Origin of the sequence: Brevibacillus sp. 1238 (assembly GCF_029892995.1) — a bacterium.
GTDB classification, from domain to species: Bacteria; Bacillota; Bacilli; order Brevibacillales; family Brevibacillaceae; genus Brevibacillus; species Brevibacillus parabrevis.
The window spans coordinates 51,395-65,721 of the sequence record NZ_JARXWC010000018.1; the positions used below are offsets into that span (position 1 = coordinate 51,395).

Sequence of the window (14,327 nt, forward strand, 5' to 3'; positions counted from 1 at the left end):
AAAGAAGACGGAGGAGAGGAATTATGGGAGCAATCGAGGAACTCCGTGAGCACCAGGGAACAGTAGCGGACAAGTGCCGGGAAATGGGCGAACTGCTCGGACTGTCCGAGCCGGTTTCCGAGCTAGTTTTGCAAGCTGCGCTACACGACTCATCGTATGCCCACAACTTGCTGGCGACTCGACGGAACGCTGCCTTTTTGCAATACTTGCTAGCCAATCCTCCTGCTGTGCCCAAGCAGCAGGAGGTGGAAGCGAAGACTTCGCTGCAACTGGTCAAGAAAGCATCGGAGGCTATGTGGAAATGGGCCAAGACCGGCTTTTCCACGGTCGATGAAGCTGTGTTGCAAAAGCGGTACAACACCTGCATGCAATGCCCGAACCTCCAGGATCAAACGGAGCAAATCGTCTACAAAGTCTTTTCCGGCACCAAGCAAGCAGAAGAAAAAATATGTAGTTTATGCGGATGCGTGGTAGCAAACAAAGTGCGCTTGCCCACCGAAGCTTGTCCGGATCGTCATCCGCATTTGCCTGGCGTCAACCGCTGGGAAGAACCGATCGAACAAAGAGGCTAGTTGTTGAAAAAGCGAACAGCGGTAGTCCATTTTGTTGCGATAGCAAGGCGAAAGGAAGCGAAAAGGCACTCTATGCGGAGTGCCTTTTTGATCGTGCGGTTTTCATGCTTTTCTTGTGTTTTTCTCGTGCTTTACGGAATGAGATTGCCCGCTGCTTTGTAGATGCGGTACCATTCTTCTCTGGTCAAGGTCAAGTCTGCGCCTTTGCACGCATCTTTCAGCCTTTGGACATTGGTCGTTCCGAGCACTACCTGAATCTTGGCCGGATGGCGCGTAATCCACGCTACGGCGACAGCGGTATTTGTCACCTCGTATTTTTCTGCAATGTTGTCGATTACTTTGTTCAGTTCAGGGAACCGGATCAGATCGCCGAGAAACGGACCGTCGAACATCCCGTGCTGGAACGGCGACCACGCTTGCATCGTCATGTCGTGCAAGCGGCAGTATTCAAGAATGCTGCTGTCGCGGTTAAGCGATTGGTCTGTCTTCATATTCAGGGAGATGCCCGAATCAATCAAAGGCGTGTGCACGATGCTGAACTGAATCTGGTTGACGACCAGCTTTTGCGGTATGTACTTTTGCAACAGTTGAATTTGCGCAGGATTGTGGTTGGACACTCCGAAGTGTCTTACTTTTCCCTGGGTTTGCAACTGCTCAAACGCTTCTGCGACTTCTTCCGGCTCCATGAGCGGATCAGGACGATGGAGGAGGAGGATATCCAAATATTCCGTTTTCAATCGACGCAAAATGCCGTCGACGGACGCAAGAATATGCTCCTTGGAAAAATCGTAGTAATTTTCTTTGGAACGGATGCCGCATTTGCTCTGCAAAATCATGTTCTCGCGGATCGACGGGTTCATCTGGATCGCTTCGGCAAAATGCTCCTCGCAGCGGCCTTGTCCGTAAATATCTGCGTGGTCAAAAATATTGATGCCTTCTTCAAGCGCTGTGTGGATCAACTTTTCCGCATCGGGGAGGGAAAGCTGCGTCAGCCGCATGTTGCCCATGATCATGCTGGATGCGTGCAGTTCGGTATGTTTGATCGGATAAACCTTCACTCGGATTCCTCCATCCATGTTGTGTTCTTTACTCATTTCGGCAAAGTGCCCTGTTGTACCTACCGCTATTTGATTCCCAGCCCGCGTTTTTTGCGGACAAGCGTAGAGATGTTCACGCCCAGCTTATCGGCACATTCTTGCATCGTACTGGATTCATGCAAAATTCGCTGGATGTACTCCCGCTCAAACCGTTCGACCGCTTCTTTGAGCGGAAGAGCTTCTTCCATTTTGGCGAGATGCAAGGGGAGCGTGCTATGCTGCGCGCTGCGGATCGAGGCGGGAAGCTGGTCGTACGTAATCCGTCCGTTTTCACACATATGGTAGGAACGCTCGACTACGTTTTTCAGCTCCCGGACGTTTCCTGGCCAGTCGTAATCGACCAGCGCTTCGAGCGCATCTGTTTCCAGACGAATTTCCAGTTGGTATTTCCACTCCAGCTTTTTTAAATAGTAGAAAATGAGGGCGGGTATATCCTCTCGCCGTTCCCGCAGGGGAGGGATGGTCAGCGACAGCACGTTCAGCCGGTAATACAAATCTTGGCGAAACGTCTTCTGCTCGACCATCGCCTCCAGATCGCTGTTGGTCGCCGCGATGATCCGCATATTGACCTGCCGCTGTGTTTTCCCTCCAAGTCTCCTGATTTTGCCGTCCTGCAACACGTTGAGCAGCTTGACTTGCAAGGGAAACGGCAAATCCCCGACCTCGTCGAGAAAAATCGTGCCGCTGTGCGCCAGTTCGAACAAACCTTCCTTCGCTTGGCTCGCCCCGGTGAACGCTCCTTTTTCATATCCAAACAACTCTGATTCCAGCAAATGATCGGGAATGGCTCCGCAGTTGATCTTGATAAACTCTCCCGGACGTCCGCTCTCCGCATGAATGTAATTCGCCAGCACATCTTTGCCGACGCCAGACTCGCCGAGCAACAGAACAGGAGAATCGTTCGCCGCAAACCGATTGGCGAGCGAGACAATCCGATGCATCATGCTGCTGCGGTAAATGATTTGCCCGCCAGAGTCGAGATCGCTCTGAATCTGCTCCAGGGCGCGCTGAAAGGAAGAGTTGATTTGCCGCGTTTCCTCCAGCTCCTGTTGCAGCATGTTCAGCTCGGTAATATCGCGGACATTGCCGACGACGAACAGCAGCTCCTGATTTTGATCGAGCAGCGGCGTCGCCGTGTTGATGGCGGTGCGCCCATTTCCGTAGTGGATGACGACGCTGTGCGTCTGCTTGGTTGAGATCGCTCTGGCGGCTGAAGAGTCCGGCACCATGTGCATTTCTTTTTGCTCGATATAGCTGAAGTTGTTCAGGATGTCAGCGGGAATGCCGGTGATGTTCAAATACGCGTCATTGTACAGCAGCACGTAGCCGTTGCGGTCGCATATCGCCAAGCCGTCATGAGACGTTTTGAAAATCGTGGTGATCAGCTGGACAAGCTCTGTGTTGTCGCTTCCCTGAAAAAATTTGGTCTGATACATGGTGATGGTGTTCCCCCTTGGGCGGTGCTTACGGCTTGTATACGAAATAATCAGAATTGATCATCTTTGCGCAAAAATGCATATGCAAAAATGATCATCGGCATCTTTCGGTCTGATGAAACCGCTTTCAGTCACTTGGCACGCAACTTGCTTATACATGATGGTGAACGATGCAGAAAGTGAGGGATGTTTGCATGACTTCATTATATCAGGTATTGGCTCCTACGGGAGAGTTGACGCAAGACATCGAAGGGCGACTGGATGAATCCGTGATGATAAAGATGTATGAAAATATGGTGCTGGTGCGCTTGTTTGACCGCAAGTCGATCAATTTGCAGCGCCAGGGCCGGATGGGGACGTACGCCCCTTTTGAAGGACAAGAAGCTTCACAGGTCGGAAGCGCGTTGGCACTTACACCGGGCGACTGGCTGTTTCCTACTTATCGCGATCATGCGGCAGCAATCGTGCACGGGCAATCGATGGCGCGCGTGTTTTTGTACTGGATGGGTCATATGGAAGGCAGCATCAGTCCACAAGGCTTGAACGTCATGCCGCCCTGTGTCCCAATCGCCACGCAAATGATTCATGCGGTCGGAACGGCGTGGGCGAGCAAGCTGCAAAACGAGCAGCATGTCAGCCTCGCTTACTTTGGCGATGGAGCGACTTCGGAAGGCGACTTCCATGAGGCGTTGAACTTCGCGGGTGTTTTCAAAACGCCGACGATCTTTTTCTGCCAAAACAACGGCTATGCGATCAGCGTGCCTTTTTCCCAGCAATCGGCTTCGAAAACGATCGCCCAGCGTGCCGCCGCTTACGATATTCCCGGCGTGCGCATCGACGGCAACGATGTGTTCGCCGTCTGGCTGACGATGAAAGAAGCGATGGAACGCGCCCTGAACGGCGAAGGACCGACGTTGATCGAAGCGATCACGTACCGTTACGGCGCTCACACGACTGCAGACGATCCGAAAAAATACCGCGATCAGGAAAAATTGGCGGAGGAGTGGCGCACGGAGCGCGATCCGATCCAGCGTTTGCGTACGTTCCTCGTCCAGCGCGGACTGTGGAGCGATGCACAGGAGGCACAGCTGGTCGCCCGGGCGAATGAGCAGATCGATGCAGCATTGGTGGAAGCAGAGAGCTACCCGAAATCGCGGCCGGAAGACATGTTCAAGCACGTGTACGCAGAGCCGACATGGATGGCGGAAGAGCAGGAGGGCGAGCTTGTGAAGCCAGCGAAAAAGGAGGACATCCCGGCATGATTCGCAAATTGACGATGATTCAAGCGATTACCGAAGCGATGGACCAAAAGCTCGCGGAAGACTCACGCGTCATGCTGCTTGGCGAGGATGTCGGCGTGAATGGCGGCGTTTTTCGCGCGACGGAAGATTTGATTCACAAGTATGGAGCCAATCGGGTCGTGGACACGCCGCTGTCGGAAGCTGGCATTATCGGGGCGGCGATCGGGATGGCGATGAACGGATTGATTCCGATTGTCGAGATTCAGTTTTTGGCTTTTATTTATCCGGGTTTTGAGCAAATCGTCTCCCACGCTGCCCGCATGCGTTACCGGACGCGCGGACAGTATCATGTCCCGATGGTGATTCGCACCCCGTACGGAGCAGGCATTCGCGGCCCCGAGCTGCACTCGGAAAGCGTCGAGACTTTTTTTGCCCACGTACCGGGTCTGAAAGTCGTTGCGCCGAGCACGCCGTATGATGCAAAAGGACTTTTGATCGCTGCCATCGAAGATCCCGACCCGGTTATTTTTTTGGAGCCGACCAAGCTGTACCGGGCGTTTAAAGAAGAAGTGCCGGAAGAAATGTACCGCGTGCCAATCGGCAAAGCGAAAGTGGTGCACGAAGGGACAGATATCTCGATTTTTGCCTGGGGAGCCATGCTGCGCGTAGCGGAGGAAGCAGCCAAACAGCTCGAACGGGAGCAAGGAGCGAGCTGTGAAGTCGTCGACCTGCGAACCATTTACCCGCTGGATCGGGATGCGATCGTCGCCTCGCTGAAAAAGACCGGGCGTGCCGTCGTCGTCCATGAGGCGCACAAGACAGCGGGCATGGGGGCAGAGATCATTTCGATCATCAACGATGAAGCGCTAATTTATTTGAAAGCGCCTGTGAAGCGGATTACCGGCTTTGACGTGCCTGTTCCGCAGTTCAGCATCGAGGACGATTATTTGCCGACGCCAGCGCGCGTCAAGAGCGGTATTGTGGAAACGCTTACGTTTTAGCGTAAAGGAGCGAGGGACATGGTGGAGTTTAAGCTCCCGGATGTGGGAGAAGGCATGCATGAAGGCGAAATTTTGAAAGTGCTGGTGCGCGCTGGCGACTCTGTGGTGCAGGATCAGCCTGTCATTGAAGTGCAAACGGATAAAGTCAACGCAGAGCTGTCCGCTCCGGCAACCGGAGTCGTCCAGGAAATTCGCATTGCGGAGGGCGATACGGTTGAGGTGGGAACGGTGCTCCTCGTCATCGATACAGGCATTGCTGCGGGGGAAGTGAAGCAGGAGTCGACCGGAAATGCGCCAGCCGCGCCGGAACAAGCTGCAACCCCGGTCGTACCATCCCGGCATAGCGCACGTCGTTCCTTGGCTACGCCATATGTGCGGCAGTTGGCGAGAGAAATGAAAATCGACATCGAACAAGTAGTCGGCACAGGTCCGGCGGGGCGCGTAACGGAAGAAGATTTGCGCTTGTTCGCCAGTGCCGGGCAAAAGCGTGCCTTGCAGGAAGTGTCTGCGACGTCGTTTGCAGTGTCGACTCCCAAGGGATCAACAGCTCGCGAGGCGGAAGTTGTGGCGACTGCCAGCACTAGCACTACCGATACAGCACCAGCAGCGGAAAAAGGGACTGCACTGGGGAGCAAGGAAGCTTTTGCCGCGATGCCGGGAGAAAGCGCAAACAGCATCGAGCGAATCCCGCTCAAAGGCATTCGCAAAAAAATTGCCGAGCACATGGTCAAATCGGTCACGATCATTCCACACGTCACTTCCGTCGATGAACTGGAAATGGATCAGTTGCTGGCTCTGCGGGAAAAGCTGAAACCGCACGCGGAGAAAAAAGAAGTCAAGCTGACGTTCCTGCCGTTTTTTATCAAGGCACTGGTCATTGCGCTCAAAGAATATCCGGTGATGAATGCTTCCATCGACGATGCCACGAACGAAATTTTGCTGAAGCGCTTTTACCATATCGGCATCGCTACCGATACGCCGGACGGACTGATCGTGCCTGTGATCAAGGACGCGGACAAGAAGTCGATTTTTCAACTGGCAAAAGAAATCAAACACCTCGCCGAACTCGCCCGGGAAGGCAAACTGACGCTTGCGCAAATTACAGGCGGAACGTTTACGATCAGCAATGTCGGACCTGTAGGCGGGCTGCAGGCAACGCCGATTATCAATCATCCGGAAGTGGCGATTTTGGCCTTGCACAAAATGGAGAAGCGCTGGGTCGTGCGCGAGGATGAAGGCGTGATTCGCCAGATGATGAACATGTCGCTGTCTTTTGACCATCGCCTGATCGATGGAGTGACAGCCGTTCGCTTCACGAACCGGATCAAGGAGTTGCTCGAAGACCCAAATTTGTTGTTTGCGGAGATGGTCTAGATGGTAGTCGGAGAAATCGCAATCGAAACAGACGTAGTCGTGATCGGAGGCGGACCGGGCGGGTATGCAGCTGCTATTCGCCTGGGTCAGTTGGGGCAATCGGTCGTGTTGATTGAAAAAGAAGCGTTGGGCGGGGTGTGCCTGAACCGGGGCTGCATTCCCTCGAAAGCACTGATTCACGCCGCAAGCGAATTTCATAAGCTGGCTGGGTTGGGAAAGTTGGGCATCAGGCTGCCGGAAGGAAACGCTTCGTTTCAGTTGGCTGACTGGCATACATGGAAAGAGTCTGTCGTTTCTCAATTGAGCCAGGGTGTGGAGCAGCTTTGCAAAGCGAACGGAGTGACTGTCGTCAAAGGCTCCGCGACTTTTCTCTCAGCGGATCGGATCGGCGTCGAGACGGGGGGAGACTTCGAGACGTACAAATTCCGGCAGGCGATCATCGCGACAGGATCACGGCCGTTTGTACCGCAGTCTTTGGCCACAGATCACGAGTCGATCCTCGATTCCAGCGACCTGTTGAACTTGCAGGAATTGCCCGGGACGCTTGCGATCATCGGCGGCGGCTACATCGGGATGGAGCTGGGCATGGCGTATGCCAAACTGGGAACAAAAGTAACAGTCGTGGAAGCCGCCAACAGCATTTTGCCACAAACGGCTTCGCATCTGACCCAGGAAGTGCGCAAACAAGCGAAACAGTTGGGAATCACCTTGAAAACGGCGACAAAAGTCGAGAGCATGTCGCGCGGAGATGGTGGTGTGACCGTAGCGCTTTTCTCGGAAGCAAACGGTCGCGAAGAACTGACCGTCGACAAAGCAGGCGTCACCATCGGACGAGTGCCTAATACGGGCGAAATCGGGCTTGGACAGGCAGGCGTCAACGTCGACGAAAGAGGCCATATTCCCGTCGATGCTTTTTGCCGGACGAACCAGCCGCACATTTTTGCCATCGGCGATGTAACTCCTGGGCCTGCTTTGGCGCATCGCGCGTCCAAACAAGGCATCGTCGCTGCCGAGGTGATCGCGGACTTGCCAAGCAGCATGGATTCGCCGTACGTCCCGTATGTCATTTTTACAGACCCGCCGATTGCAGGCGTAGGCTTGACGCGAGCAGAGGCGGAAGGATTGGGCCATCGTGTCAAGGCTGCTTCCTTCCCGTATCGGGCAAACGGCAAGGCGCTGACTTTGGGGGAACGAGAAGGCTTTGCAGAGGTGATCGTCGAGGAAGACACGCATTTGTTGTTGGGGATGCACGTAGTAGGGGCCGATGCGCCCAATCTGATCGGGGAAGGCGTCCTGGCGCTAGAGCTGGCAGCGCGAGTCGAGGATTTGGCTTTAACGATTCACCCGCATCCGACTTTGAGCGAGGTGTGGCTGGAAGCAGCAGAAGCCGTCCTCGGGCACGCCATCCATATGGTCAACAAAAAATAGGGGAAGACAACCTCCTTCGCTCAGCAACGGGCGGGGAGGTTTTTTGCTGCTATTCATGGGTTTCCCCCGCTTGGAACAGCTCAACAAGCCAGCTGCCAGGCTGAGAGTGACACTCCCGTCTACTTTTGCGAGGGTCAAAAGTATATGTTTTCCAATCCTAAAGCAGACTAAGGAAGAAACGGTTTTTTCGACTAGCGGAACAGAGGGGGTGACCACAATGGAGAAATGGATGACGATTGGCATCGGGGCAAGCATGGGAGCGTTCCTCGCCCTCGTTTTGTTGGCGGTGGTCGCGTTTGCCTGTTCGAGAACGGTGATCAGCTGGGTAGTCGGCCGCTTTACGAAAAGGCTGATGAACGATCGCTACCCGGAAAACATTTGGGAAATCGTTTCCGCGCTGACCAAAATCTCTCCCGCGAAAGTGCTGGAAAACAGTTTGCGCGCATCGGAAGGAATCGCCATCGAAAGGCCGTTCGGCAGCCCGCGAAAGTTTCTGAATTACGACGGTCTCGTTTTTTCTCCGGCGCAATTGGCTGTCCTGCCTGCTCACGAGGATGCACAAGTCGATACGCAGCTTACGATCGGCCCGATGGCAAAGAAGCCGTTGACCTTGCAAATCCCGCTTTTGTCTGGCGGTTTGGGATACGGGGTTGGCGTCTCGGAAAAGGCGAAAATCGCCATCGCCAAGGGCACGGCTGCGGTAGGGACGGTGACCAATACGGGAGAAGGCGGATTCTTACCCGAAGAAAGAGAAAACGCAAAATATTTGATCTATCAATATCACTCGGCGACGTGGTCGAAAAGCCCGGAGATTCTTCGGCAAGCGGATGCCATTGAAATTCGGATGGGCCAAGGCGCTACGGCTGGAGCGGCTACGTTTATCCCCAGTTGGGAGCTGAAAGGCAAGGCCAGTCAAATCATGGAGCTTCCGGATGTAGAATATGCCGTCATTCCGTCCAAGCATAAGGAGGTTCAGCAGCCACAAGACTTGCGCAAACTTGTCGACCAGCTGCGTTCCTTGACGGAAGGCGTACCGATCGGGGTGAAGATGTGCACCAGCGCCAAAATGGAAGCCGACCTGGAAGTCGCGATTTCCGCCGGGGTGGATTTTATCAGTCTCGACGGAGGACAAGCCGGATACAAGGGAAATGCGCCGATCCTTCAGGATGATGTTGGCTTGCCGACGATTTATGCCGTGACGCGTGCGGTTCGCTACTTGCAACAGCGCAAGGTCAAGGACAAAATCACGCTATTGAGCGGAGGCGGTTACGCTACGCCGGGGGAGTGCCTCAAAGCGATGGCATTGGGGGTCGACGGGGTTTACTTCGGAACCGCGCTGCTCTGGGCGATGACGCACGATCAAGTGATAAAAGTCGTTCCGTGGGAGCCGCCTACCCAGCTGCTCTTTTATTCCGGCCGCTTTCAAAAGGAGTTCAACGTGCAAGAAGGAGCCAAGTATTTGGAGAACTTTTTCCGTTCTTTTATCGATGAAATGTGGATCGCGACCCTCGCCCTCGGCAAAACGTCGTTTCGTCAGGTGAGCATCGAGGATTTGGCCGCTCTGGACAGCATGACCAGCAAAGTCACACGCATTCCGCTCGCTTGCTACCCGCGTGTCCACCGCAGCCGTTAAATGAGACAAAAATAGTGGCTGAATCCAGTCAACAAGGCTGCAAATTTATGGCAGAGGCCCCCTCACCCGAGCGTAACCAAGGCATAGTATGTAGCAAGGAGGTGAGGCATGATGACCTTTACATTTGCTGACTGGATGATTTATACGATATGGGCCATTTTTGGACTCATGATGATCGATTTTCTCATCGTCCTGTTCCGTTCGTTCTGGGCAGGCTCGGTCAACCCGTCCTTTGTCTTGGGCTATTTGAAGGACATTCTTTATTATGTATTGCCATTAAACATTATCGTTTCCATGATTGTCATCGACCCGACCGGGTATATTCTTGTCGTTTGGTACTTCATCTGCGGCTTGGCTGTCATTGTGAAGTACCTGCTTGACATTATCAAACGATTTGCATAAGCAACAGGTTGGCCTTCCATCCCGGTGGGCTGTTCGTTCTTTTTGAAACACGACCTTGATAGTGAGAGAAGAGGAGCGTCAAAGAGTACGATCGGTTTCCTTCTGGCTGGATAGACCTCCTTGCGACTTTCTAACAAAAATTCAAAATTTTCCGTAAAGGAAGTAGGTCCATGAGAAACTATCAATGGATCAAGTGGCGGAAAGTCCTCCTCTGGGTAGCAGCCATCGCCTTTTTAACGATCGTGTTGTACACAGGAGGGCCGACTTACTGGTCAATCGCATTGGGCATCCTTGGCTTGCTGTTTCAATTGCTGTTTGCCGTTATGTTCATCATCATCCAGTTCGTTGCCCTGTTCTGGTTTTTGGCGCGTGGGCGGACGTATTGGATTTTGCCAGGGGAAACAGGAGCGACGTGGAATGACTATCGCGGCAATCCGGAAATTGTGGAAAATGCTGAGCGAATCGTTACCTTGCTAAAGGGTGTGAAGGAATTTAAGGAAATGGGGGGCGAAGCGATCCGCGGTCTTTTGCTGTGCGGCCCACCGGGTACGGGCAAATCGTATCTCGCGCAGGTCATTGCCAACGAGGCCCAGGTTCCGTTTGCCTACGCCTCGGCCCCCAGTTTTCAAAACATGTTTTTCGGTGTCGGCAACCTGAAAGTCATGGGATTGTACAGAAAAGCGCGCAAACGCGCCAGGGAGTACGGCGCCTGCATCATCTTCATCGACGAGATCGACGCGATCGGCATGCAGCGCCAAGGGGGAATGGGCGGAGGCGGGATGCTGGGGATGGGCGGCACAGGCTTGTTGAATGAGCTGCTTTTGCAAATGGACCCGCCCAACCTCGACAGCTCGAAAATCGCCAAATTTTTGCGCTCCCTCGGTCTGCGCCGCAAAAAGGCTGAGCGCCCCGCCGTCATGACGATTGCCGCCACAAACTTGCCGGACGTGCTCGATTCCGCGCTGTTGCGGCCCGGCCGTTTTGACAGACAACTGTGGGTCGACACTCCGGACTACAATGGACGGATCGATATTTTCGAATATTATTTGGAAAAGGTGAAGCACGACGAATCTCTCAGCCCGGAACGTGCTGCATTGGATACAATTGGCTACAGTCCTGCCCAGATCAAGCATATCGTCAATGAATCGGTCGTCATCGCCCACCAGCGTGGAGCGCAAAGCGCCAGCTACGACGACTTCCGGGTCGCCATGGAAACGTACGAGTGGGGATTGAAACAGCCGCTGCGCTCCATGAGTGAGGACGAAAAACGAAACGTAGCGTACCACGAGGCAGGTCATGCCGTCGCGCAATATTTGCTCAAGCCGCACGAACGGGTCTGGAAGGTGACGATCATTCGCCGCGGCGGCGCTCTTGGCCTTGCCGCCACCAAACCGACGCATGAGCGGTACAATCGCAGCGACAGCGAAATTTTGGCCGCGATTCAGGTGTGCCTCGCTGCCAGAGCCGTCGAAGAAGAGTTTCTCGGCAAAAAATTGAACGGAGTCACCTCTGATTTGCAGCAAGCGACCGAGCTGGCAGGCGCTTATCTCGGCATGGTCGGCATGGGCGACGAGTTGTTCAGCTGGCTCGCTACAGGTGCCCGGCAGGAGGCGCTCAAAACACTTCGACCGAAAATCAACGAACTGCTGCATGAGCAAATGAAACAGGTGAAGCAATTGGTGCGCCAATACGCCGATTTCGTGCACGCCATCGCGGAGGAGCTGTTGAAGCGAGGCGACCTGACCGGAGAAGAAATCGAGGAACTGTACGTGCAGTTGTACGGCGACAAGCGACCTGCTTTGTCGTAAACTTTCATCCATGTGCCTTCGGGCCGTATCGAACCGCCAGTCACTTCGGTGTCTTGGCGGTTTTTTTGTGTTGATCGACAACTGCGAGCATACGTCGGTTTGCTCAGGGGTTGGAAAGTTTTATCACTTTTTTAGGGAAAATGGGAAAGAAAATCGCGGGATGTTCGTTATACTTGGTGAACATGTCAAAAGTCTGGGAAAATTGGCAACCTGCAACCAGCCGAGCAGTGGGAGAGTCTGGTGAAAAAACAGACAGACGTGTTTGGACCAAAAAGGCACAAGCTGCGCAGCAAGCCTTTTACATGGGAGGAACAGAGGGAAGATGCAAGACGATAACGAGCTCGTTCGTCTGGTGCAGGGCGGAAATCAGCAAGCCTATGCACGACTTGTCGACAAGTATAAAGGAAAAATCTTTGCCCGCCTGTACCGGATGATTGGACAGAAACAGGATGCCCAAGATCTCGCCCAGGAGGTTTTTACAAAAGCGTATTTCCAGTTGGAAAAGCTTGAGCCGGACGGTAATTTTTCCGCATGGCTCTACCGGATTGCCATCAACCATTGCCTGGATGAACTGAGGAAACGGAAGCGAAGCGTCAAGACGTCGGACGAAGAGGTGGAACTGATCGGGTCAGAGACACCGGAGGAAGCTTTCCTGCAAAAAGAGCAGCAGCAAGTTCTGCTTCGTCACATCATGGGGCTGGAAGAGGAATATCGCGCGGTCGTTGTCCTGCGCTACATCGATCAGCTCAGCTACAAAGAGATCAGCGAGATGTTAGTGCTGCCAACGACGACGGTGCAGATGAGACTGCATCGGGCGAAAAAGAAGCACTCGCCGATCCAACGCGGATCGCTCTGATTTTTGATTTTGTCGACAAGGACGGGAAAAAGCTCGATTGCACCCTGGATGACATCGATGTGGACTTCACGCTGACAGACGAAACCGGCCAAGACTTGAATCCGGAGGGAGACGGCTGGACATTGGGAGAATACGGGGGCTACATTTTGGTCGAACAGGAAGTGATCGAACTGTTCAACACCGCACAGAAATCCCCGGACACACTGACGGTCGGAGTCCAGTTCAACGATATTAAAGGGAAGGGCGGTTCTTGGAAGCTGGATGTTCCTATCGACATGAAAAAAGCAAAGGAAGTCGCGAAGACCGTCGCAATCAATCGCGAGTACACGTCACCTCAAGGAGTCGTGGTCAAGCTGGATAAACTGACGAACGTTCCAAGCAACAGCTTATTGTCGCTTACGACCAGTTGGAACGAGCAGCGCAAAAAGGAGTATCAAAGCATGGCGGAAAACGCTTCTGGTGAGCTGGGCGACTATTTGAACCGTCACAGTTTGGCATACGAAATTTTTGACGAGAACGGAAAGCTGCTTGCCGGTCGGGATGACACCGTGCTCGATTCGCTGAACGGCATTCGCAAAAATGCGGTAACGATTACCACAAAAGGCGAAGGAGACAGCGAGAGCGGTGCGATGATGTGGAGGTGGTGGGACGGATTTACGCCATTTGCCGATCAAAAAAAGGTGACCTTCAAGCTCCACTCGATCTACATGAATGAATTGGCAACTTTCCAGGGCAAGCTTTCGCTGGATGCGTTGAGCAAACAACCCGTCACGGTAGAAAGCAGCGGCAGCCGTTTTACCTTCCACAAGTTTCATCTGAAAACGAACGATCAGCAGGAGAAGATCGCCGGACGGTACGAAGTGAGAAACAAAGGCGGGATCATTGAATTTGAAGCACTGCTGCCAAAAGACATCATCTACATCACGGAATGGAGTGCAACAGACGAGACAGGGAAAACATACAGAGTGAGCATGGACAACGGCGATGGAGAGTACGTCCGCGATCAAGACGGACGGGTGCGGATCAAAAGCGCTCTTTACATCAACGGGTTGGAAAAACAGCCGAAAGAACTGACGATCTCCTACGCGATCCAGGAGCGCCAGTACCGCGATGTGGATATGGAGGTTCCGATTCAGTTGGGCAACTAGGCTGTATGTTTGTGAGAGTTTAATTGGCTTTTTTGCAAGCTGGAAGACCGTCAGAGAAATGTTCTGGCGGTTTTTTTTGTGTGCGAACAAGTAAGGCTTTTATTGTTAATGCAACCAATATTTAAGCCAAGGCAATAGCTGAACAGATTGATATACTATCGTATGTTGTTTTTGATAGCTGACAGATATAGCTGAGGTGATGGAATACATAATCTTTTTCGTAAAATAGCACGTCGCTGACCCAAATATGCCCTTCATTCATTTCGTTTAAGTTCAAGGAAAGTAGTGAGCAAGAAATGTCCAGCAAGATCATGAAAAGCACAAGTGCAAT

At 53.2% G+C, this 14,327-nt stretch carries 12 protein-coding genes; 10 read left to right on the forward strand and 2 right to left on the reverse strand.

What is annotated here, in order from left to right:
• Positions 1–23 precede the first annotated feature (23 nt).
• Positions 24–572, forward strand: coding sequence for a hypothetical protein (locus M2298_RS25925; protein WP_122966424.1), 549 nt, complete (start codon positions 24–26; stop codon positions 570–572).
• Between the two features lie 131 nt (positions 573–703).
• Here the strand turns inward: M2298_RS25925 and M2298_RS25930 are convergent, their stop codons facing one another.
• Positions 704–1,630 (reverse strand): aldo/keto reductase, encoded by a 927-nt coding sequence (locus tag M2298_RS25930; RefSeq protein ID WP_167470382.1) that lies wholly within the window; start codon positions 1,628–1,630, stop codon positions 704–706.
• Positions 1,631–1,695: 65 nt separating this feature from the next.
• Positions 1,696–3,105 (reverse strand): sigma-54 interaction domain-containing protein, encoded by a 1,410-nt coding sequence (locus M2298_RS25935; RefSeq protein ID WP_122966426.1) that lies wholly within the window; start codon positions 3,103–3,105, stop codon positions 1,696–1,698.
• A 194-nt stretch (positions 3,106–3,299) separates the two neighbouring features.
• On the opposite strand from M2298_RS25935, the gene pdhA reads away from it, so the two are divergent.
• From pdhA to M2298_RS25980, 9 genes are all read left to right on the forward strand, one after another.
• Positions 3,300–4,367 (forward strand): pyruvate dehydrogenase (acetyl-transferring) E1 component subunit alpha, encoded by a 1,068-nt coding sequence (gene pdhA / locus M2298_RS25940; RefSeq protein WP_122966427.1) that lies wholly within the window; start codon positions 3,300–3,302, stop codon positions 4,365–4,367.
• Positions 4,364–5,347 (forward strand): alpha-ketoacid dehydrogenase subunit beta, encoded by a 984-nt coding sequence (locus M2298_RS25945; RefSeq protein ID WP_173598066.1) that lies wholly within the window; start codon positions 4,364–4,366, stop codon positions 5,345–5,347. The genes pdhA and M2298_RS25945 overlap by 4 nt, the downstream gene beginning before the upstream one ends.
• Before the next feature lie 18 nt (positions 5,348–5,365).
• Complete coding sequence (locus M2298_RS25950) at positions 5,366–6,721, forward strand: dihydrolipoamide acetyltransferase family protein (protein WP_280649256.1); 1,356 nt, start codon at positions 5,366–5,368, stop codon at positions 6,719–6,721.
• Positions 6,722–8,149 (forward strand): dihydrolipoyl dehydrogenase, encoded by a 1,428-nt coding sequence (lpdA, locus tag M2298_RS25955; RefSeq protein WP_280649257.1) that lies wholly within the window; start codon positions 6,722–6,724, stop codon positions 8,147–8,149.
• A gap of 217 nt (positions 8,150–8,366) precedes the next feature.
• Positions 8,367–9,782, forward strand: a complete 1,416-nt coding sequence (locus tag M2298_RS25960) for an FMN-binding glutamate synthase family protein (protein ID WP_280649258.1) — start codon at positions 8,367–8,369, stop codon at positions 9,780–9,782.
• A gap of 108 nt (positions 9,783–9,890) precedes the next feature.
• Positions 9,891–10,184 carry a hypothetical protein gene (locus M2298_RS25965; RefSeq protein WP_173599820.1) on the forward strand — a complete coding sequence of 98 codons (294 nt, stop codon included), beginning with the start codon at positions 9,891–9,893 and terminating at the stop codon, positions 10,182–10,184.
• Between the two features lie 170 nt (positions 10,185–10,354).
• Complete coding sequence (locus tag M2298_RS25970) at positions 10,355–11,992, forward strand: AAA family ATPase (protein ID WP_280649259.1); 1,638 nt, start codon at positions 10,355–10,357, stop codon at positions 11,990–11,992.
• Between the two features lie 322 nt (positions 11,993–12,314).
• The gene (locus M2298_RS25975) at positions 12,315–12,848 is read left to right on the forward strand and encodes an RNA polymerase sigma factor (RefSeq protein ID WP_122966434.1); all 534 of its coding nucleotides are present in this window, start codon (positions 12,315–12,317) and stop codon (positions 12,846–12,848) included.
• A 59-nt stretch (positions 12,849–12,907) separates the two neighbouring features.
• Entirely contained in the window at positions 12,908–13,996 is a 1,089-nt protein-coding gene (locus tag M2298_RS25980; RefSeq protein WP_280649260.1) for a hypothetical protein, read from the forward strand.
• Positions 13,997–14,327: the final 331 nt, after the last annotated feature.

Excerpts from the sequence above, each read along its gene's own strand:
- M2298_RS25925 (WP_122966424.1), top strand. The coding sequence starts at position 24 with ATGGGAGCAATCGAGGAACTCCGTGAGCACCAGGGAACAGTAGCGGAC.
- M2298_RS25935 (WP_122966426.1), bottom strand. The coding sequence starts at position 3,105 with ATGTATCAGACCAAATTTTTTCAGGGAAGCGACAACACAGAGCTTGTC.
- pdhA (WP_122966427.1), top strand. The coding sequence starts at position 3,300 with ATGACTTCATTATATCAGGTATTGGCTCCTACGGGAGAGTTGACGCAA.
- M2298_RS25945 (WP_173598066.1), top strand. The coding sequence starts at position 4,364 with ATGATTCGCAAATTGACGATGATTCAAGCGATTACCGAAGCGATGGAC.
- M2298_RS25950 (WP_280649256.1), top strand. The coding sequence starts at position 5,366 with ATGGTGGAGTTTAAGCTCCCGGATGTGGGAGAAGGCATGCATGAAGGC.
- lpdA (WP_280649257.1), top strand. The coding sequence starts at position 6,722 with ATGGTAGTCGGAGAAATCGCAATCGAAACAGACGTAGTCGTGATCGGA.
- M2298_RS25960 (WP_280649258.1), top strand. The coding sequence starts at position 8,367 with ATGGAGAAATGGATGACGATTGGCATCGGGGCAAGCATGGGAGCGTTC.
- M2298_RS25965 (WP_173599820.1), top strand. The coding sequence starts at position 9,891 with ATGATGACCTTTACATTTGCTGACTGGATGATTTATACGATATGGGCC.
- M2298_RS25970 (WP_280649259.1), top strand. The coding sequence starts at position 10,355 with ATGAGAAACTATCAATGGATCAAGTGGCGGAAAGTCCTCCTCTGGGTA.
- M2298_RS25975 (WP_122966434.1), top strand. The coding sequence starts at position 12,315 with ATGCAAGACGATAACGAGCTCGTTCGTCTGGTGCAGGGCGGAAATCAG.